Below are 19,918 nucleotides of genomic sequence, written 5' to 3' on the forward strand. Positions count from 1 at the left end.
CGGTTTTCCGAGAAGATCATGCTCAGACAAGGGGCTAAGGCGCGATGATGATTCAACCAGGCATCATCGCGCTTTAGCGCGGCTCGTGAGATGACCAGAGTTGCCAGCATCGGCGAATGCATGATCGAGCTGCGCCAGGCCCCTGGCGGCCAGCTCGGCGGGTTGTATTCGCGCTCCTTTGGCGGAGACACGCTCAACACCGCGGTCTATCTGTCCCGGCTCGGCGTCCACGTCGATTACTTCACGGCGCTCGGCGATGATGCGCTGAGCGATGAGATGATCGCGGGCTGGGCGAGCGAAGGCATCGGCACCAAGCATGTCGCGCGATCGGCGGGCAAGCTGCCCGGCCTCTATCTGATTCAGACCGACGACAGGGGCGAGCGGCGCTTCTTCCACTGGCGTGACAGCGCTGCCGCCCGCGACCTGATGGATCTGCCCGAAACGGAAGACATCCTGAACTCGCTCGCGACCTATGACGTCGTCTATCTCTCGGCGATCACGCTCTCGATCCTGCGCGAGGATGGGCGGGAGCGATTGCTGGCGGCGCTGAAGCGTGCTCGGCTGCTGGGGACGCGGTTCGCGTTCGACACCAATTTCCGCGCCCGAGGCTGGTCGGACCTGAACGTCGCGCGGAAGGTCTTCAGCAGCGCGTTCGAGACGGCCGATATCGTGCTGGCCTCGACCGAGGATCTGGCGCCGCTTTACCCCGGCGAGACCAACACGGCGCTGCTGGCAGGCATCTCGAGCCCCGAGGTCGTGCTGAAGCTGGCCGAGCCGGCGTGCATCGTCCGCTCGGCCGGCGGAACGCGCGAGGTGAGGGCGGAGCAGCTCACCAAGCCGGTGGTCGATACCACCGCGGCCGGCGACAGTTTTGCCGCTGCCTATCTCGCCGCGCGGCTCGGCGGCGCCGAGCCCGAGGAGGCCGCGCGCGCCGGCCATCGGCTGGCCGGTGTCGTGGTGTGCTATCCCGGCGCGATCATTCCGCGTTACGCCATGCCGCCGAAAAAGGCGCTTCGTCTCCCACCATCCCGCAAGGCCTCGCAATGACAACGACATCGAAGCAGGACCACATCGCCGAGCTGATCCGCCAGGCCACCGTGATCCCGGTGCTGACCATCGAGCGGCTCGAGGACGCGGTGCCGCTGGCGAAGGCGCTGGTCGCCGGCGGCGTGCGGACGCTCGAGGTGACGCTGCGGACGGCGGTCGCGGTCGAGGCGGCCAGGGACATCATCGCCGGTGTGCCGGAGGCGATCGTCGGGATCGGCACGATCCTCAATGGTGACGACTTGGCGCGCGCCGAGGCGCTGGGCGCCAAATTCGGCATCAGCCCGGGGGCGACGCCCGAGCTGTTGACGGCGGCAGCCTCGAGCCGGCTACCCTTCGCGCCGGGGATCGCGACCGCCTCCGAGCTGATGCAGGCGCTGGCCCACGGCTTCGACGTCGTCAAATTCTTCCCGGCCGAGCAGGCGGGCGGTATCAAGGCACTGCGGGCTCTGGCCGGACCATTTCCGCAGGTCAGGGTCTGCCCGACCGGTGGGGTCAGTGAGGCCAATGCGGCGACCTGGCTCGCCGAGCCGAATGTGCTGGCGGTCGGCGGTTCCTGGCTGTGCCCGGCGGCCGATATCCGCGCCGGCAATTGGGCGGGCATAACCGCCATGTGCGCGACGGCGATGAAAACGCTGAAAGCCGCCTGAAGATACGCTACATAACTCTCCGAACAGGAACAGGGAGATACGGCCATGACCGCCAGCATCGTGGGTTGGGCGCACACGCCATTCGGAAAGTTCGACGCGGAGACCGTTGAGGGTCTCGTGGTCAAGGTCGCCAACGAGGCGCTGGCTGACGCCGGCATCGCCGCGTCCGATGTCGACGAGATCATGCTCGGCCATTTCAACGCCGGCTTCTCGCCGCAGGATTTTACGGCCTCGCTGGTGCTGCAGGCCAATCCGGCGCTGCGCTTCAAGCCGGCCACCCGCGTCGAGAATGCCTGCGCCACCGGATCGGCCGCCGTGCATCAGGGCATCCGCGCCATCGAAGCCGGCGCCGCGAAGATCGTGCTGGTGGTCGGCGTCGAGCAGATGACGAAGACGCCGGGCCCGGAGATCGGCAAGAACCTGCTCAAGGCGTCGTATCTGCCCGAGGACGGCGACACGGTCGGTGGCTTCGCCGGCGTGTTCGGCAAGATCGCGCAGGCCTATTTCCAGAAATACGGCGACCAGTCCGATGCCCTGGCGATGATCGCCGCCAAGAACCACAAGAACGGCGTCGCCAATCCCTATGCGCAGATGCGCAAGGATTTCGGCTTCGAGTTCTGCCGCGCCGAGAGCGACAAGAACCCGTTCGTCGCCGGTCCCTTGAAGCGCACCGACTGCTCGCTGGTCTCGGACGGCGCTGCCGCGCTGGTGCTGACCGACGCCGAGACGGCCAAGACCATGGGCAAGGCGGTGAACATCCGGGCCACCGCGCATGCGCAGGATTTCCTGCCGATGTCCAAGCGCGACATCCTGCAGTTCGAGGGCTGCACCACCGCCTGGCAGCGCGCGCTGCAGAAGGCCGGCCTGCAGCTCTCCGACCTGTCCTTCGTCGAGACCCATGACTGCTTCACCGTCGCCGAACTGATCGAATATGAAGCGATGGGCCTGACGCCGAAGGGACAGGGCGCGCGCGCGATCATGGAAGGCTGGACCCAGAAGGACGGCAAGCTGCCGGTCAATCCGTCCGGCGGCCTCAAGGCCAAGGGCCACCCGATCGGCGCCACCGGCGTCTCCATGCATGTGATGAGCGCGATGCAGCTCACGGGGCAGGCGCCCGAGGGCATGCAGCTCAAGAACCCGCAGATCGGCGGCATCTTCAACATGGGCGGCGCCGCGGTCGCCAACTACGTCTCGATCCTCGAGCCGGCGAAGTAGCTTGAACATTGCCGAATGGCTGGCGGCGACGGCACGGGCGCGTCCCGACGCGCCGGCGCTGCTGACCGGCTTCGATCTGGACGCCGACTACGCCACCTTTGCCCGCCGCGCCGCCTCGATCGGGGCGGCGCTGGCGCGTGATCACGGCATTGCCGCCGGCGACCGCATCGCGCTGTTTGCGTCGAACTGCACGCAATATCTCGAATGCCTCTACGGCATCTGGTGGATCGGTGCCGCCGCGATCCCGATCAACGCCAAGCTGCACGGCCGCGAGGCGGCGTGGATCTGTGGCAATGGCGGCGCCAAGCTCGCCTTCGTCTCCGATGACACGATCGGCGCGTTGAACGAGGCGAAAGACGACTGCCCCACCGGCATGACCATGGTGTCGGTCGACGGCGGCGCCTACAAGACGATGCGAGGCGGCGAGGGACCACCTGCGCCGCTGCCGCGCGAGAGCAATGATCTCGCCTGGCTGTTCTACACATCGGGTACCACCGGTCGCCCGAAGGGCGTGATGCTCAGCCACGGCAATCTGGTCGCGATGTCGCTGTGCTATCTCGCCGACGTCGATCCGGCGACGCCGCACGATGCCTCGCTCTATGCCGCGCCGATCTCGCATGGCGCCGGCCTCTACAATTTCCCGCACGTCCGGATGGGCGGCCGTCACGTCGTGCCGGAGTCCGGCGGCTTCGATCCGGATGAGGTGCTCAACCTCGGCCGCCAGCTCGACAATGTCGTGATGTTCGCGGCCCCCACGATGGTGCGCCGCCTGGTCGATGCCGCCAAGAAGCGCGGCGAGAACGGCGAGGGGCTGCGCACCATCATCTATGGCGGCGGTCCGATGTACACGGCCGACATCACCGATGCGATGGCGACGATGGGCCAGCGCTTCGTGCAGATCTACGGCCAGGGCGAGTCGCCGATGACTATCACGGCGCTGTCGCGCGGCTGGCACGCCCGGAGCGATCATCCGCGCTATCTCGAACGGCTGGCCTCGGTCGGGCTGGCGCAGAGCGTCGTCACCGTGCGGATCACCGGCAAGGACGGCACGCCGCTGCCTGCCGGCGAAACCGGCGAGATCGAGGTCAAGGGCGCGACCGTGATGCTCGGCTACTGGAACAATCCGAAGGCCAATGCCGAGACGCTGAAGGACGGCTGGCTGCGCACCGGCGATGTCGGCCGGCTCGATGCCGATGGCTTCCTCACGCTGTCGGACCGCTCCAAGGACGTGATCATCTCCGGCGGCACCAACATCTATCCGCGCGAGGTCGAGGAAGCCCTGCTGACCCATCCCGATGTCCGCGAGGTCTCGGCCGTCGGTGTGCCGGATCCGGAATGGGGCGAGATCGTCGTCGCCTGCGTCGTGCTGGCGGACGGCGCTACCGCCGACGACGGCAAGCTCGACGCGCATTGCCTTGCCTCGATCGCCCGCTTCAAGCGGCCGAAGCGCTATGTCTATCTCGATGCACTGCCGAAGAACAATTATGGCAAGGTGCTGAAGACCGCGCTGCGGGAGATGCTGGCCAAGGGCATGGGCTAAAGCGCGGCGAGGCTGGGTTGAATCGAAAACATCGAAAACAACCCCATGCACAGTAGGGATTGGGGTCACCAGAGCGGTTAAGGGATAGGCCGGGACCTCCCGCCGCGCTAAGCTGCCTGTGCTTGTCACCGGGAGAACGGACCATGGGAATCGAGACGTCTCTGTCGCTGTCGGAAGTGAACGATCGCATCGCGATCCTCCGGGACAATATCAGGCAGCTGATCGAGCAGGCCGCGGGCGCAGCCGGCGCCGAAGTCGAGGAGCGCATCGCCGAGCGGCTCGAGCAACAGAATGCGGAACTGGAAAGGCTCCTGAAGGCGCGCGAGGTGATGACGGGGCAGTCGCCGGCATAAGGGCGGCGGTGAATACGCTTCGTTTTGCCCACCCCGCGTTCCGCCGCACGGAAGCGGCCCGGCCGCAGCCATGCATACGCCCATACGCCCGGCGCAGCTTGATCTCTTTGAAAAGCTCCCGTTACTAGCTCCATAACCACGACATCCGGGAGCGAACAGGACGATGGGACCACTGCAGGGTATCAAGGTCGTCGACATGACGACCGTGCTGATGGGACCCTACGCCACGCAGATGCTTGGCGATTACGGCGCCGACGTCGTCAAGGTGGAATCGCCCGATGGCGACGTGACGCGTCAGATCGGTCCGACGCGGCATCCCGGCATGGGACCGGTGTTCCTCAACACCAACCGCAGCAAGCGCTCGGTTTGCCTCGATCTGAAGAAGGCGGCGGGGCGCGAGGCGGTGCTGCGGCTGATCGCGAAGGCCGACGTGCTGGTCTACAATGTGCGCCCGCAGGCGATGGCGCGGCTGCAACTCGGCTATGACGTCGTTTCCAAGGTCAACCCGCGGCTGATCTATGCCGGCGTGTTCGGCTTCGGCCAGGAGGGACCCTATGCCGCCAAGCCCGCCTATGACGACCTGATCCAGGGCGCGACCGCGCTGCCGGCGCTGATGGCGCAAACCTCGGACGGTGTGCCGCGCTATGTGCCGAACGCGTTGGTCGACCGCATCGTCGGCCTCACCGCGGTCGGCGCGATCTGTGCGAGCCTCGTGCATCGCGACCGTACCGGGCAGGGCCAGCGCGTCGACATTCCGATGTTCGAGACCATGGCCGGCTTCGTCATGGGCGACCACATGGGCGGTCTGACCTACGATCCGCCGCTCGACAAGGGCGGCTATGCGCGGCATCTGTCGCCGGACCGGCGACCGTACAAGACACTCGACGGCTATATCTGCGTGATCGTCTACAACGACAAGCAGTGGGAGAATTTCTTCAAGGCGACCGGCCGCGACGATCTGCGCAGCGATCCGAAATTCGCGACCTTCGCCGGCCGCGCCAGCAATATCGATGTCGTCTACGCCGAACTCGCGCGTATTCTCCAGACCAGGACCACTGCCGAGTGGAACGAGATCCTCGAGAAGGCCGACGTGCCCGTGATGCCGATGCACGATCTCGAGAGCCTGCTCGAGGACCCGCATATGGTCGCGACCGGCGTCTTCCCCGTGGTCGATCACCCGACCGAGGGCCGGATCCGCAGCATGACGCCGTCGGCGCGGTGGTCGGAGACCAGGGTCGAGCCGAGCCGGCTGGCGCCGCGGCTCGGCGAGCACAGCGCGGAGATTTTGCGGGAGGCGGGTTTCTCCACCGAGGAGATCGCGGCGATGGTGCGCGACGGCGCGGTTAAAGCGGTGCAGGCATAGGAGCACGACAGATGGATTTCGCACTCTCCGCCAACCAGGAATCGATCCGCGATGCCGTCGCCAAGATCTGCTCGCGCTTTGACGAGGCCTACTGGCTGAAGAAGGACAAGGAGGGCGGCTATCCGGCCGACTTCCACCGCGCGCTGGCCGATGCCGGCTGGCTCGGCATCTGCATTCCGGAGGAGTATGGCGGCTCCGGGCTCGGCATCACCGATGCCGCGATCATGATGCGCACGATCTCCGAATCCGGCGCCGGCATGTCCGGCGCGTCCGCGGTACATATGAACGTGTTCGGGCTCAATCCGGTGGTGGTGTTCGGCACCAGGGAGCAGTGCCAGCGCATGCTGCCGCCGATCATCGACGGTCGCGACAAGTCCTGCTTCGCGGTGACCGAGCCCAATACCGGCCTCAATACCACGCAGCTCAAGACCCGCGCGGTGCGCCAGGGCGACAAATACATCGTCAACGGCCAGAAGGTGTGGATCTCGACCGCGCAGGTCGCCAACAAGATCCTGCTGCTCGCGCGCACCACGCCGCTGGAGGAAGTGCGCAGCCCGACCCATGGCCTCAGCCTGTTCTACACCGATTTCGACCGCAAGCGCGTCACCGTGCACGAGATCGAGAAGATGGGCCGCAAGCCGGTCGATTCCAACGAGCTGTTCTTCGAGAATTTCGAGATCCCGGTCGAAGACCGCATCGGCGAGGAGGGCCGCGGCTTCGAATACATCCTGCACGGCATGAATCCGGAGCGCATCCTGATCGCGGCCGAAGCGGTCGGCCTCGGCCAGATCGCGCTGAAGCGGGCGTCGGAATATGCCAAGGGGCGCATCGTGTTCAACCGGCCGATTGGCATGAACCAGGCGATCCAGCATCCGCTGGCGAAGTGCTGGATGGAGCTGGAGGCTGCCTGGCTGATGGTGCTGCGCGCCGGCTGGCAATATGACCAGAACCTGCCGTGCGGCCCCGCGGCGAACTCGGCAAAATATCTCGCCGCGGAAGCCGGCTTCCATGCCTGCGAGCAGGCGGTGATGACCCATGGCGGCTTCGGCTACGCCAAGGAGTATCACGTCGAGCGCTATTTGCGGGAATCGCTGATCCCGCGCATCGCGCCGATCAGCCCGCAGCTGATCCTCAGCTTCATCGGCGAGAAGGTGCTCGGCCTTCCGAAGTCGTATTGATGGTCATAATGCGATGAGCTTCGTCACCGGCGTCGGCCTCACGTCCTACGGCAAACATGAGGGCCTGTCCTCGCTCGACCTGATGAGCAAGGCGGCCGAGCTTGCGATCTCGGATGCCGGGCTGAAGCGCTCCGACATCGACGGCATCCTCTGCGGCTACTCCACGGTCTCGCCGCACATCATGCTGGCCACGGTATTCGCCGAGCACTTCGGCATTCGCCCGGCTTACGCGCACGCCGTACAGGTCGGCGGCGCCACCGGGCTTGCGATGACCATGCTGGCGCATCACCTGGTCGATGCCGGCGTCGCAAAACACGTGCTGGTGGTCGGCGGCGAGAACCGGCTGACCGGGCAGAGCCGCGACGCCTCGATCCAGGCGCTGGCCCAGGTCGGGCATCCCGACTACGAGGTGACGCTGGGGCCGACGATTCCGGCCTATTACGGGCTGGTCGCGACGCGCTACATGCATGAATACGGCCTCACGCAGGAAGACCTTGCCGAGTTCGCGGTGCTGATGCGCAAGCACGCGCTGACGCATCCCGGCGCGCAATTCCACGAGCCGATCACGGTTGCCGACGTGATGGCCTCCAAGGCCGTGGCGATGCCGCTCAAGCTGCTCGATTGCTGTCCGGTGTCGGACGGCGGCGCAGCGTGCGTCATCAGCCGCGAGCCGACCGGCGAGCGGCAGGTCCGCGTCCGCGGCTGCGCCCAGGCGCATACCCATCAGCATATCACCGCCGCGCCCGCGCTCAGTGAGCTCGGTGCCGAGATTGCGATCGCGAAGGCGAAAGAGGTGTCGGGCATCGCGATCCCGGACGTGCGCTACGCCGCGGTCTATGACAGCTTCACGATCACGCTCGCGATGCTGCTGGAGGATCTCGGCCTTGCCGGACGCGGTGAGGCGGCGGCGCGGGTGCGCGCCGGCTATTTCAATCAGGATGGCGAGATGCCGCTCAACACCCATGGCGGCCTCCTCAGCTACGGTCATTGCGGCGTCGGCGGCGCGATGGCGCATCTGGTCGAGACCCATCTGCAGATGACCGGCCGCGCCGAAAATCGTCAGGTGCGCGACGCCTCGGTGGCGCTGCTGCACGGCGACGGCGGGGTGCTGTCGTCGCATGTCAGCATGTTCCTGGAGCGCGTGCGATGAGCGGACCGATCGTGGACTGGACCAAGGGCATTGAAGCCATCGTCTACCAGACCTGCAACGGCTGTGGCGCGCGGCAATATTTCCGCCGCAGCTTTTGCGCCGCCTGCGGTTCGCCCGATCTTGCCGAGCATCGCGCGAGCGGGGCGGGGACGGTGTATGCGACCTCGCTGGTCTGCCGCGCCGCGACGCCTGAGACGCGAGCGCATGTGCCGTACAACATCGTGCTTGTCGATGCCGACGAGGGCTTTCGCATGATGGCCCATGGCGACAACGACCTCGCCATCGGCGACAAGGTCGCGGCGCGCTTCACGCAATTCGCGGGACGACTGGTTCCATATTTCGCAAAGGCGAAATGAGGGGCTGAACGATCCAGTCAGAACGCGAGACCAAGCTGAACTGGTTCGCTCTTGCCCCTCATAGTTTGCGGATACTAAAGCGCGATGAGATCAGGTTGAATCATCATCGCGCTTTAGCTCCTTGTTTGAGCATGATCTTCTCGGAAAACCGCTTCGCACTTTTCCGGATCATGCTTTAGTGCCAATAGAAGATGACGCTGGCGATGACGAGCATCGCCGTCACCGCCAGCATTTGCGCAAGCGCTTCCGAGGCCGCCCTCTTGGTGGCTTCCTTCATGCGTTTCCCCTAGACTTGGGCATGACTCGTCGTTGCGCGAATTGCGCGCAAGACGGCCGGATTTTTTACTCGGAACACCCCGCGTCGAGCATTCGCTTTTGACGAGTCCCCACTCAGCGAATATCGACTGTGACAAGGTTGTCTGGGAATGCGGCGGCAATTTGACTCGCGCGTGTTGCTCCTGCGACAGCGGCCCGTACAGAGTGTTTTCGAGCGAAGTGGATACCGGTTCGCGTGAAGAAAACGCGTCAAAACAAGGATCTAGAACCCCGTTCCGATTTCATCGGAGCGGAAAAGGCTCTAGTGTTTCGGAACCCGACAGAAACGACAGCAAGATCAAGGTTAGGAAATGGCCCGTATCGACTACTCCGATCCCGCGAAGGCAAGCCCGCGTACCCGCGAGATCCTCGACAAGAACCGCAACGCCAACATCTTTCGCATGATGGCGCATTCGCCAAGCTACTTTGAACAGTACTGCCGGCTCGGCGGCGCGATCCGCCACAAGGGCGAGCTCGATCCCGTCGTCCGCGAGCTTGCGATCACCCGCACCGGCATTCTCTGCGAGGCGCCCTACGAGATCGTCGCGCACAAGCGCATCGGCAAGAATGTCGGCGTCACCGACGAGCAGAACGCTGCGCTCGAGGATTGGCAGTCCGCGATCTGCTTCAACGAGGTGCAGCGCGCGGCGCTCGCCTTCACCGACGAGATCGTCAAGCTGAAGAAGCCGACCGATGCGACCTTCAAGACGATCGCGGCGAAGCTGACGCCGGCCGCACTGATCGAGCTGCAGCTCTCGGTCGGCTTCTACATCATGACGTCGAAATTTCTCGAGACCTTCGAGATCGACTTGCAGCCGGTGACGGAAGTGGTGAGCTAGGCGGATCGCGTCACGGAGTTGTTCGCCTCGCCCCGCCTGCGGCAGGGCAATCGCATATGGAATGAACCGATTCTTCCGCGCCGTCATGGCCGGGCTTGTCCCGGCCATCCACGTCTTTTCTTCGCGTGGAAACGAAGACGTGGATGCCCGGGACAAGCCCGGGCATGACGAGTTTGTGGGAACTCCGATTACCTCAAACGCCATATGCGATTGCCCTGCCGCCTGCGGTCCGGGTGAGGGGGAATCTCCGCGAGTCTAACTCGAAGTTATTTTGCGGATGCTGCCCCTCACCCCAGCCCTCTCCCCGCGAAGGGCGGGGAGAGGGAGAACAGAGAGACCTACCCCGACGTCAGCAGATCCACCTTGGCATTCGCCACGATCAGCCGATCGGCGAGGATCTGCGCGAGGTTGCGCATGATCCGCTCGCCGGCGCGCGGGTGCTGCTCGCGGAAGCGCTCGAAATCCCTGATCGCGACCTCATATGCGGTCGCCGACATGTCGGCGAGCACATCCGCGGAGCGCATCGGCTCCAGGAGCGCCATCTCGCCGAATGCCATGCCGGCAGTCAGCGTCGCGAGCCGGATGCCGTCGGGCAGGGTGACGTGAACCACGCCGCTGCGCAGGAAGAACAGCGAGGTGGCCTCACTGCCCGCGGCGATGACCTTTTCATTCTGCTGGTAGGTCCGGACGGCGCAGAGCGCGGCGAGATCGGCGATCTCGGCTTCGCTCAATCCGGCGAGCAGGGGCTGCTCGGAAAGCTCCGTGGTCTCGAGGAAGTCGATCGAGCCGCCATAGCGGTAGACGATCTGGTCCTCGGCCCACTCGATCGCGGTGTCGAGCAGGTAGAAATCCCTGATATTGCCGAGCCGCCTGGTCCACTCGCTGATCGTCGCCCATGCGCGCGAGGTCCGTTTGATGCCGGAGAGGATCACCGTGACGCCGAGCTCGGCGAGCTCCTGGAACGCTTCGGCCACCAGCCTTGCACCCGCGCGGGTCGTCGCGGTGACGCGGCGTAGATCGAAGATCACGAATTCGGGCCGGGGGCTTCCGGCGAGGCGGCGCGAGACATAGTCGACGTTGGAGAGCGACAGCGTGCCGACCAGCTCGATCACGCGCACCTCCTGGAAGTGCCTTGCCAGGATCTCCTGCTCCTGCGGCCGGCGCACCCGCCGCGACGGGTTCTTGCCGATATTGTAGTCGGCGATGATGCTGTGGCGGGCGTCGTCGCTGCGGTTCAGTATATGCAGGTCGTAATGCGCCGACAGCGTCTCGCACACCTTGATGCCGCGCACGCTGTTGCCGTGCTTGTCCAGTTTTGGCGAATAGCTGCCGAGCCCGAGCCGCGCCGGCAGCGCCGCCAGAATGCCGCCGCCGACGCCGCTCTTGGCGGGAATGCCGACGCGATAGATCCATTCGCCGGCGTAGTCGTACATGCCCGACGAGGTCATCACCGACAGCGTGCGCGCGATCGCGTAGGGCGTTACGACCTGCTCCTCGGTCAGCGGGTTGATGCCGCGGTTGGCGAGCGTCGCCGCCATCACGGCGGTGTCGCGCGCGGTGACCAGGATGGAGCATTGCCGGAAATAGACGTCGAGCACCGCAGGCACGTTCTCGGTGATCACGCTGTTGGTGCGCAGGAGATAACCGATCGCCCGGTTGCGGTCGCCGGTGGCGCTCTCGGAGGCGTAGACCGCCTCGTCGACATCGAGCTCACGCCCGGCGAAGCGGCCGAGCGCCTGGCGGATATAGTCGAACGCGCCGTCGCCCTTGTCGGCGTGGAGCAGGCCGGAGCAGGCGATCGCGCCGGCATTGACCATCGCATTGAACGGGTGGTTCTCGGCATTGAGCCGGATCGAATTGAAGGGGTCGCCGGACGGCTCGACCCCGATCACGCTTTCCACCCGTTCGGCGCCCAGCGTGTCCAGCGCCAGCGCAAACACGAACGGCTTCGACATCGACTGAATGGTGAACGGCACGCCGGTGTCGCCGACCTCGTAGACATGGCCGTCAAGCGTCGCCAGGCTGATGCCAAAATGGGCAGGGTCGGCCTTGCCGAGCTCGGGGATGTAGTCGGCAACCGCGCCAGCGGCCTCCGGCAAGAAGTCTGCGTAACAAGTGTGCAGAAACCGCAGCAGCGGCGGCTTCGAGCTGGACCAGGCCGTGGTGGTGGCGGTGACGGGAGGAGGCGATCGTTTCATCGCTTCCTGTTGTGCATCGCAATCAGGGCGCGCGCAACTGGTTCGGAACCAGCGCCTGACGGCGGACCAGCACCAAGGCGATCAGCACCGTCGGGGCGAGGATCGCGAGCCCCAGCAGCGACACCTGCAGCTGCGACAGCGGGTTGATGCCGCCGCCGGGCGTCGCGAGCACGAAGCCGCCGATCACCAGCAGCACCCGGAGCGGCCATTCCAGGGCACCGGCGCCGCGGAGGTCGCCGACGAAGACTTGATAGCCCTGGATGCCGCCGCAGATGAACAGCGTGCCGCACGCCGCGAGCGCCATCAGGCCGAGGCCGGCGAGATAGGGGCTCGGCCCCTGCATCACCAGTGCCGGATTCAGCACGAAGAAGAACGGGATGAAATAGATGATGCTGCCGACCCACATCGATTCCCATCCGGTCTTCATCGCGGGCGAGCCGGCGATGCCGGCTGCAGCAAAGGAGGCGATCGCCACCGGCGGCGTGATCGACGAGAGCATGCCCCAATAGAAGATGAACATGTGCACCGCCATCCGGTTCAGCCCGAGCTTCTCCAGCGCGGGCGCGACCAGGATGGCGAGGAAGATGTAGCAGGCGGTGGTGGTCAGCCCGAGGCCGAGGATCAGGCTGGTGAACGCGCACATCACGAGCAGCAGGAACGCGTTGTCGCCCGCAAGCGTCAGAAGATCGTTGGCGAGGCTCGAGACCACGCCGGTCATTGAGAACGCCCCGATCAGCAGGCCGCAACCGGCGAGAATGCCGACCAACTCGACGAAGGTGCGGCCGTTGACCTCGAGGAATTTTCCGATCGTCCCGAGCGTCCAGCGGCTCTCCTTGGAGAAGATCTGGTTCAGCACCAGCAGCAGGGCGGTGGCGTAGAACGGCGCGTGGCTTTCGCGCTTGAAATACAGCAGCATCACGATCAATAGCGCGATCACGAAGACGTAGTACCAGCCGTCCTTGATCGTATCCATCACGCGCGGCAGCTCGGCGCGCGGGATGCCCTTCAGCCCGTGGCGCGCGGCGTAGGAATCGACCTGCATGAACAGGCCGACATAGTAGAGCGCCGCAGGGATGATCGCGGCCACCGCGACCTCCGCGTAGCTGATATTGAGGAACTGCGCGATCACGAACGCGGTGGCGCCCATCACCGGCGGCGCCAGCACGGCGCCGGTCGAGGCGCAGGCCTCGATCGCGCCGGCATAGGAGGCGCGGAAGCCGCTCTTCTTCATGACCGGGATCGTCATGGTGCCGGCGGTCAGCACGTTGGAGACGATCGAGCCCGACATCATGCCGAGCAGGCCGGAGGCGAAGATGCAGACCTTGGCGGCGCCGCCGCGGAACGTGCCGCACAGCGCGAAGGCCAGGTTGATGAAGAATTTTCCGGCGCCGGTCATCATCAGCGCGGTGCCGAACACCAAGAAGCCGATCACGGTGTCGGCGAAGGCCTGGATCGGAATGCCGAGCAGGCTCTCGCCCGACAGCACGTGATAGGCCGTGGTCTGGTCGAGTGTCAGCTGCGAGCCGCGGAACGGGCCGAGCCAGCTGGCCTCGGCGAACAGCGGATAGACGGTGAAGGGCAGCACGCTGAGCAGGAGGCTCCAGCCGCCGGTCCGGCGCAACGCCTCCATCAGCATCACCCACATCACGAGGCCGGCGATGATGACGTTCCTCGGGGCGCCGTCGGACTCCCAGCCATATTGCGCCGCCTTGCGCACGTTCAGCATCAGCCAGATCGAGGCGGCGAAGGTCGCAACGGCAAGCGCGAGATCATACCAGGGAATGCGGTTCAGCGGCGCGCGCTCCGTCCCGGGGAAGATCAGGAACGTGAAGGGCAGCATCAGCGCGATCAAGAGATAGAAATATTCGGTGTTGAGCTGGGTATAATCGATGAAGAAGCGCAGCGAGAATTGCTGGTTGATGCAGAGCAGGATGGTTGCGGCGGCTGCGACTACCAGCGCCGAGCGCCACACCCCGCGCAGGGTGCGCACGCGCGTGACCTCGGCCTCCTGCAGATTGTCGAGACCGGCATGCGGATCTTCAAACTCGATTCTTTTCGCAGGCGCAGCCGCGGCGTTCTCGGGCATTACGCATCCCCCAATGTTGTCGGTTTTGCCGTAGCCTAGAGCATGATCCGGAAAAGTGCGAAGCGGTTTTCCGGAAGCACCATGCTCAAACGGACGGAAGCGCGATGACGATTAACCCGATCTCATCGTGCGTTGGCGGGCCTCACTCGAAGCCGTTGGGCATATTGGCCTTCGCGAGCGCGCTGGCGCGTGCCTTCATCCAGCCATCGAGGAAGGCCTTGTCATCCGACGGCGGGTTCGACTTGCCGTAATCCGCCCAGGCGGCGGCCAGCACTTCCTGGCGCTTGTAGAGCGCGTTGTTGTGCGCCTCCTGCTCGTCGCTCCAGTGACCGGCTTCCTTGAGCGCCTTCACCGCGCCGGGATGCACGGGGACGACCCAGTTCTTGGTCTGCCGGTCGGCGCCGAGCCCGGCGGCGCCCGGCGCCGAATCCTTGTAGGCGTCGTAGTTGACGATCATCGCCTTGGTGATCGCATAGATCTGGTCGGCCGGCTGCGCAGCATAGGCGACGAAGATCGGATAGGGGTAATTGCCGAGCTGGATCGGCTTGTCCGGCGAGATGCCGGCGCCGCATGTTGCGGTTTGCGGGAAGAAGAACGAGCCGACCTTTTTCACCCGTGCCCAGCCTTCCTTGTCGTCGGCGGGCAGCGGCGGCCACATCAGGCCGCGCGGCGAGGTCTCGGCTTCCTTGGCGGGGCCGGTGATCGTGGTGCCGAAGGCGGCATCGGTGTCGTTGTTGATCAGGCCTTTCCACATCGCGCCGTAGCTTGCGAACTCGACGATCTTGACGTCCTTCTGGGTGAGGCCGCCGAACGCGAGCATCGCGAGCGAGTTCTGGTTCAGCGCCGGCGAGCCGACCACGAAGCCGACGCGCTTGCCGCGAAGGTCCTTTATTTCCTTGACGCCGGCATCGGCTGCCACGCCAAGCGCGCCGCAATTGCAGTCCACCGACGACAGCATGAGCTGCAGCGGCTGCGGGCCCCATTCCTTGGCGCCGAACTCGAACACGCCTTCCTGCGCGAAATAGGTGCCCGATCCCATCGCAGAGGAGACCGCGCGCTTGGCGCGCAGCGGCGCGAGCCGCGCGACGTCGTTGCCGGCCGGCAGCACGCGGACGTCGGTGCCGTATTTGTCCTTCATCATCTTGCCGACGCCGACCGCGATGTTGAAGCCGGCGGTGCCGGTGTCGTAGGCGGTCACCGCCATGGTCGGCGGCAGCTTGATGTCCTCGGCCGAGGCGGGCAGGGCAGCGAAGATCGAAATGCCGGCAAGAGCGGCAGGCGCGAGCGCCATCAGCCGATGGATCATAATTCCTCCCTTTGTTTCGCTGTGCGAAACTTTTCCGGGCGGGATGATTGCATCGTGATCCGGCGATGGCAACGCTACCTCCGGCGCAAGCCGGCGATTTCGGCCGCTGCATCACCGGACAGATTGTCGCGGCCGGACGGCAGGGGGTGGGATCTCAGGTCTCGACGATCGCGACCGCCTGGCCTTCGGCGATGACATCGTCGATCTTGACCAGAATCGACTTGATTTTGCCTGCTGCCGTCGACGTGACCGGTATTTCCATCTTCATCGCTTCGACGAACGCAATCTCGTCGCCATTGCCGATGCTGCTACCGGTCTCGACAGGAAGCGCGCAAACGCGCCCGGCAACTTCGGTCACAACCTTGATCTCTGGCATTCCACTCTCCGATACCGTCTTGCGGAAATTTCATCCGGCGAACGGCTTTTTGTTGTGGCGGCAGATTGCCTGAGGTAGCTTCTTCTGCAAGTGGAATTTTATTCCGCAAGACGGAATGGAGCCAAACAGATGGGAAGGCGCTCGGAACGGCTTAGCAGGCAGGGAATGCTCGCCAGCGAGACAGGCGATGGCGATGTCATCCAGGTGGTGTCGCGCGCCTTTGACGTGTTGCGGTGCTTCGAGGGACACGAAGCCCGGCTCGGCAATCTCGAGATCTCGAACCGCTGCGGCCTGCCGCGTTCGACGGTGTCGCGACTGACGCACACGCTGACGCGGATGGGACAGCTGGTCTATCTGCCGCGCGACCAGAAATATCGCATCGGCCCGAGCGCGGTCGCGATGAGCACCACGATGATGAAGGGGCTGCAGCTGCGCAATCTGATCCGGCTGCGCCTGCAGGACGTCGCCGATCAGTTGCCCGGCACGGTGGGCTTCGTCATCCCCGACCGCTTTCATCTGGTCTATCTGGAGTTCGCCCGCGCGGCCAACGCGCTCGGCCTGCACGAGGCCACCGGCAGCCGGATCTCGATGGCGACCACCGCCGCCGGCCACGCCTATACGGCTGCGCTCGATCCCGCGGTCGGCGACGCGCTGATCGCGGAGATGGAAGGCGAGTTGCCCGAAAGCGCCAAGATGCTGACGCCGCGCATCGAGGCCAATCGCCGGCATTTGCAGGAGCACGGCTACGTCGTCGCCTGCGGCCTGTGGAGCCCGCATATCAACGGCGTCGCGGTGCCGCTGTGGTCGCCGCAGTATCAGACCTATGTGGTCACCACGATCGGCCTGCTCTCGGCGATGTATGACGAGGCGCGGCTGCATCGCGAGGTCGCACCGCAAATGGTCGAACTCGCCGCCGCGCTCGGCAGCCTGCTCGAGGGCGCCGACGGCGACATCTTCAGCAATCGGATCGAGCGCAAGACGCTTCCGGTGACCGCCCATAACAACAACAAAATCCTCAAGACGGGAGCAGTGAATGAACTGGAAGCCGGAACTCGACGACCTCGCCCGCCGCGAAGCGTTCGCGCGGGAGATGGGAGGCGTTGACAAGGTCAAGCGGCAACGCGACCAGGGCCGGCTCACGGTTCGTGAGCGTATCGACAAGCTCGTCGACCAGAACAGCTTTCACGAGGTCGGTGCCATCTCCGGCATCGCCGAATACGACGAGAACAACGAACTCAAGCAGCTGACGCCGGCGAACTGCGTGTTCGGCCGCGCCAGGGTCGACGGCCGCACCGTGGTCGTGGTCGGCGACGATTTCACCGTGCGCGGCGGCTCGGCGGATGCATCGATTTCCACCAAGCCGTTGATGGCGGAGGAGATGGCGCATGACTTCCGCCTGCCGATCATTCGCATGATCGAAGGTTCGGGCGGCGGCGGCTCGGTGAAGACGATCGAGACCAGGGGCGCGGCCAATCTGCCCGGCGGCGTCGGCGGCACGCGTGCTTACTGGTACATACTGGCCAATCTGGCGCAGGTGCCCGTGGTCGGGCTCGGGCTCGGCTCGGTCGCGGGCCTTGGTGCCGCGCGGCTTGCCGCCACGCATTACTCGGTCATGACCAAGAGCTCCGCGATGTTCGTCGCCGGCCCGCCGGTGGTGAAGCGCCTGGGGCAGGATCTGACCAAGCAGGAGCTCGGCGGCGCCGACATCCAGACCCGCGCCGGCGCGATCGATCAGGCCGTCGAGACCGAAGAGGAGGCGTTCGACTACGCGCGGCGCTTCCTGTCCTATCTGCCGTCGTCGGTCTACGACCTGCCGCCGACCGTTCCCTGCGCCGACGATCCGGAGCGTGCCGAGGAATCGCTGCTGAAAGCCGTGCCGCGCAACCGCAAGCAGGTCTACAAGATGCGGCCGATCATCGATGCCGTCGTCGACAAAGGCTCGTTCTTCGAGGTCGCGAGCAATTTCGGCCGGCCTGTGATCACCGGGCTGGCGCGGCTCGAGGGCAGGGCGGTGCTGCTGCTCGCCAGCGATCCGTTCCATTATGGCGGCTCGTGGACCGCGGACGCCTGCCAGAAGGTGGTGCGCTGGGTCGACTTCGCCGAGACCTTCCATCTGCCGGTGGTCTATCTGATGGACTGCCCCGGCTTCATGATCGGGCTCGAGGCGGAGAAGACGGCGACCATCCGCCACGGCGTGCGGGCGATGGCGGCGGTCAACCAGAGCACAGTGCCGTGGTGCACCATCATCATCCGCAACGCCTTCGGCGTCGCCGGCGTGGTGCATCAGCCGGCCAACCGCTTCTCGATGCGCTATGCGTGGCCGTCGGCCTATTGGGGCTCGCTGCCGCTCGAGGGCGGCATCGAGGCGGCCTATCGCGCCGAGATCGATGCGGCCGCCGATCCCGCCGCCAAGCTGCGCGAGATCGAGGATCGCCTCAACAAGCTGCGCTCGCCGTTCCGCTCGGCCGAGAAGTTCTGGGTCGAGGAGGTGATCGACCCGCGCAAGACACGCTCGCTGCTCTGCGAGTTCGCGCGCCTCGCCGAACCGATTCGCAAGGCCGGGCCGCCGAGCAACATGTCGACGCGGCCGTAAGCGGCGCCTCAATCGTCATTGCGAGCGTAGCGAAGCAATCCATATCACCATGTGCTGAGGTATGGATTGCTTCGTCGCTGCGCTCCTCGCAATGACGACACGTAATTACTCCGCCTCCCGATGCACGTCGTGGATCACGATGCCCATGCCGTTCTCGGGCATCTTGATCCATTCGCGCCGCTTCAGCGAGCGCTTGGTGTCCTCGTGCCCGCTCACCCAGTGCTCGCGCATCGAGGTGCCGGAGAATTCGTGGTCCTTGGCGTCGCCCTCGTAGGCCTTCTGCTGATAGATCAGCTGCAACAGCGTGATGCCCGGCAGCCGGGCGTTTGCCTTCTTGAGCTGGCGCTCCTCGTCCGAGAGCTGATCGTCGGGGATTTTTCCCAGCGCGTTGTGCAGGGCGGTGCGCAGATTGTAGGTCTTGCGATAGACGTCGGTGTTGTAGCGGGTACGCGACGAATACATGATGTCCTTGTGCCGGGCCATCACGTCCTGGATATCGCGGGGCAGCGCGCCGCGCGCCGAGAACAGGTCGACCTGGAACACCAGCGAGTTCATGTTGTCTTCCTGGTCGAGCAGATGCTGCAGCGGCGTGTTGGAGACGATGCCGCCGTCCCAGAAATGATCGGTGCCGACCTTCACCATCGGCAGCGCCGGCGGCAGCGCGCCGCTCGCCATGATGTGTTCGGCGATGATCTCGTCATGGGCATTGTCGAAATAGATGAAGTTGCCGGAGAGCACGTTCACCGCGCCGACCGCGAAGCGCATTGTCTTGGAATTGATGCGGTCGAAATCGACCAGCTCGAGCAAGGACTCGCGCAGCGGCGTGGTGTCGTAGTAGCTGGTGGCGGTGCGCGCGCCGGCCTGGCTGAACCACGGATTGGTCTGATGCGGGGTGAAGAAGCCGGGCTGCCCGAGCGTCGTCGTCAGCCATGAGCTGGTGAGATTGCGCGCCTTGCGGAAGATGTCGCCGTCCGGCGTGTAGTGCCAGATCTTGCGGCTGGTGATGCGATCCCAGAATGTGTGCAGCCGTTCCAGCCGCTTCTCGGGCGGATTGCCGGCGATGATCGCCGAGTTGATTGCGCCGATCGAGACGCCGCACACCCAGTCGGGCTCGATGTTGGATTCATGCAGCGCCTGATAGACGCCGGCCTGATAGGCGCCGAGTGCGCCGCCGCCCTGCAGGACCAAGGCCACGCGATCACAGCCTTCCGGACGCCAGCCGGGCGTCGCGTGATCGATATCGTCGAAATGCGGGGTTCGCGCGTCCATATCAGACACTCCAAAAATTCGCGGCGAGAATTCAGCGCGCCGATGACGAGGTGATGACAATTGCGGCGCCCACGCTCGGCGCATCCG

General features: G+C 65.1%; 17 protein-coding genes. 12 read left to right on the top strand and 5 right to left on the bottom strand.

Features of this window, described 5'->3' with window-relative positions:
• Window positions 1-90 precede the first annotated feature (90 nt).
• The 10 genes from XI02_RS19120 (at window position 91) to XI02_RS19165 (ending at window position 10,003) form a co-directional block, all read left to right on the top strand.
• Entirely contained in the window at window positions 91-1,047 is a 957-nt protein-coding gene (locus XI02_RS19120) for a sugar kinase (protein ID WP_016847191.1), read from the top strand.
• Entirely contained in the window at window positions 1,044-1,694 is a 651-nt protein-coding gene (gene eda, locus XI02_RS19125; protein WP_018271137.1) for a bifunctional 4-hydroxy-2-oxoglutarate aldolase/2-dehydro-3-deoxy-phosphogluconate aldolase, read from the top strand. The genes XI02_RS19120 and eda overlap by 4 nt, the downstream gene beginning before the upstream one ends.
• A 45-nt stretch (window positions 1,695-1,739) precedes the next feature.
• Window positions 1,740-2,909 (top strand): acetyl-CoA acetyltransferase, encoded by a 1,170-nt coding sequence (locus XI02_RS19130; protein WP_016847189.1) that lies wholly within the window; start codon window positions 1,740-1,742, stop codon window positions 2,907-2,909.
• Window position 2,910: 1 nt separating this feature from the next.
• Window positions 2,911-4,449, top strand: coding sequence for a class I adenylate-forming enzyme family protein (locus XI02_RS19135; RefSeq protein ID WP_018271138.1), 1,539 nt, complete (start codon window positions 2,911-2,913; stop codon window positions 4,447-4,449).
• A 143-nt stretch (window positions 4,450-4,592) separates the two neighbouring features.
• Window positions 4,593-4,802 carry a hypothetical protein gene (locus tag XI02_RS19140; RefSeq protein WP_016847187.1) on the top strand — a complete coding sequence of 70 codons (210 nt, stop codon included), beginning with the start codon at window positions 4,593-4,595 and terminating at the stop codon, window positions 4,800-4,802.
• A gap of 163 nt (window positions 4,803-4,965) precedes the next feature.
• Window positions 4,966-6,165 (top strand): CaiB/BaiF CoA-transferase family protein, encoded by a 1,200-nt coding sequence (locus XI02_RS19145; protein WP_018271139.1) that lies wholly within the window; start codon window positions 4,966-4,968, stop codon window positions 6,163-6,165.
• Between the two features lie 11 nt (window positions 6,166-6,176).
• The gene (locus XI02_RS19150; RefSeq protein ID WP_016847185.1) at window positions 6,177-7,343 is read left to right on the top strand and encodes an acyl-CoA dehydrogenase family protein; all 1,167 of its coding nucleotides are present in this window, start codon (window positions 6,177-6,179) and stop codon (window positions 7,341-7,343) included.
• Window positions 7,344-7,356: 13 nt separating this feature from the next.
• A complete protein-coding gene (locus tag XI02_RS19155) occupies window positions 7,357-8,493 on the top strand; it encodes a thiolase family protein (protein ID WP_018271140.1) in 1,137 nt (378 codons plus the stop codon).
• Window positions 8,490-8,849, top strand: coding sequence for a Zn-ribbon domain-containing OB-fold protein (locus XI02_RS19160; protein ID WP_018271141.1), 360 nt, complete (start codon window positions 8,490-8,492; stop codon window positions 8,847-8,849). The genes XI02_RS19155 and XI02_RS19160 overlap by 4 nt, the downstream gene beginning before the upstream one ends.
• Before the next feature lie 626 nt (window positions 8,850-9,475).
• On the top strand, window positions 9,476-10,003 hold the full coding sequence (locus tag XI02_RS19165; protein WP_018271142.1) for a carboxymuconolactone decarboxylase family protein: 528 nt from the start codon (window positions 9,476-9,478) through the stop codon (window positions 10,001-10,003).
• Window positions 10,004-10,341: 338 nt separating this feature from the next.
• Here XI02_RS19165 and glsA read toward each other — a convergent pair whose 3' ends face one another.
• The 4 genes from glsA to XI02_RS19185 form a co-directional block, all read right to left on the bottom strand.
• The gene (glsA, locus tag XI02_RS19170; RefSeq protein WP_018271143.1) at window positions 10,342-12,201 is read right to left on the bottom strand and encodes a glutaminase A; all 1,860 of its coding nucleotides are present in this window, start codon (window positions 12,199-12,201) and stop codon (window positions 10,342-10,344) included.
• A 22-nt stretch (window positions 12,202-12,223) separates the two neighbouring features.
• Window positions 12,224-14,287 carry a TRAP transporter permease gene (locus tag XI02_RS19175; protein ID WP_018271144.1) on the bottom strand — a complete coding sequence of 688 codons (2,064 nt, stop codon included), beginning with the start codon at window positions 14,285-14,287 and terminating at the stop codon, window positions 12,224-12,226.
• 142 nt (window positions 14,288-14,429) lie between these two features.
• Complete coding sequence (locus XI02_RS19180) at window positions 14,430-15,593, bottom strand: TAXI family TRAP transporter solute-binding subunit (protein WP_018271145.1); 1,164 nt, start codon at window positions 15,591-15,593, stop codon at window positions 14,430-14,432.
• Window positions 15,594-15,747: 154 nt separating this feature from the next.
• Complete coding sequence (locus XI02_RS19185) at window positions 15,748-15,969, bottom strand: acetyl-CoA carboxylase biotin carboxyl carrier protein subunit (protein ID WP_016847177.1); 222 nt, start codon at window positions 15,967-15,969, stop codon at window positions 15,748-15,750.
• A gap of 129 nt (window positions 15,970-16,098) precedes the next feature.
• Between XI02_RS19185 and XI02_RS19190 the strand changes: the two genes are divergently transcribed.
• The gene (locus tag XI02_RS19190) at window positions 16,099-17,073 is read left to right on the top strand and encodes an IclR family transcriptional regulator (RefSeq protein ID WP_026192646.1); all 975 of its coding nucleotides are present in this window, start codon (window positions 16,099-16,101) and stop codon (window positions 17,071-17,073) included.
• Window positions 17,003-18,562 carry an acyl-CoA carboxylase subunit beta gene (locus XI02_RS19195; protein WP_018271147.1) on the top strand — a complete coding sequence of 520 codons (1,560 nt, stop codon included), beginning with the start codon at window positions 17,003-17,005 and terminating at the stop codon, window positions 18,560-18,562. Before XI02_RS19190 ends, XI02_RS19195 begins: the two co-directional genes overlap by 71 nt.
• Before the next feature lie 105 nt (window positions 18,563-18,667).
• Here XI02_RS19195 and XI02_RS19200 read toward each other — a convergent pair whose 3' ends face one another.
• A complete protein-coding gene (locus XI02_RS19200; RefSeq protein WP_018271148.1) occupies window positions 18,668-19,831 on the bottom strand; it encodes a patatin-like phospholipase family protein in 1,164 nt (387 codons plus the stop codon).
• Window positions 19,832-19,918 lie beyond the last annotated feature (87 nt).

The sequence above is a fragment of the Bradyrhizobium sp. CCBAU 21365 genome (assembly GCF_015291305.1).
Taxonomy (GTDB): Bacteria; Pseudomonadota; Alphaproteobacteria; order Rhizobiales; family Xanthobacteraceae; genus Bradyrhizobium; species Bradyrhizobium elkanii.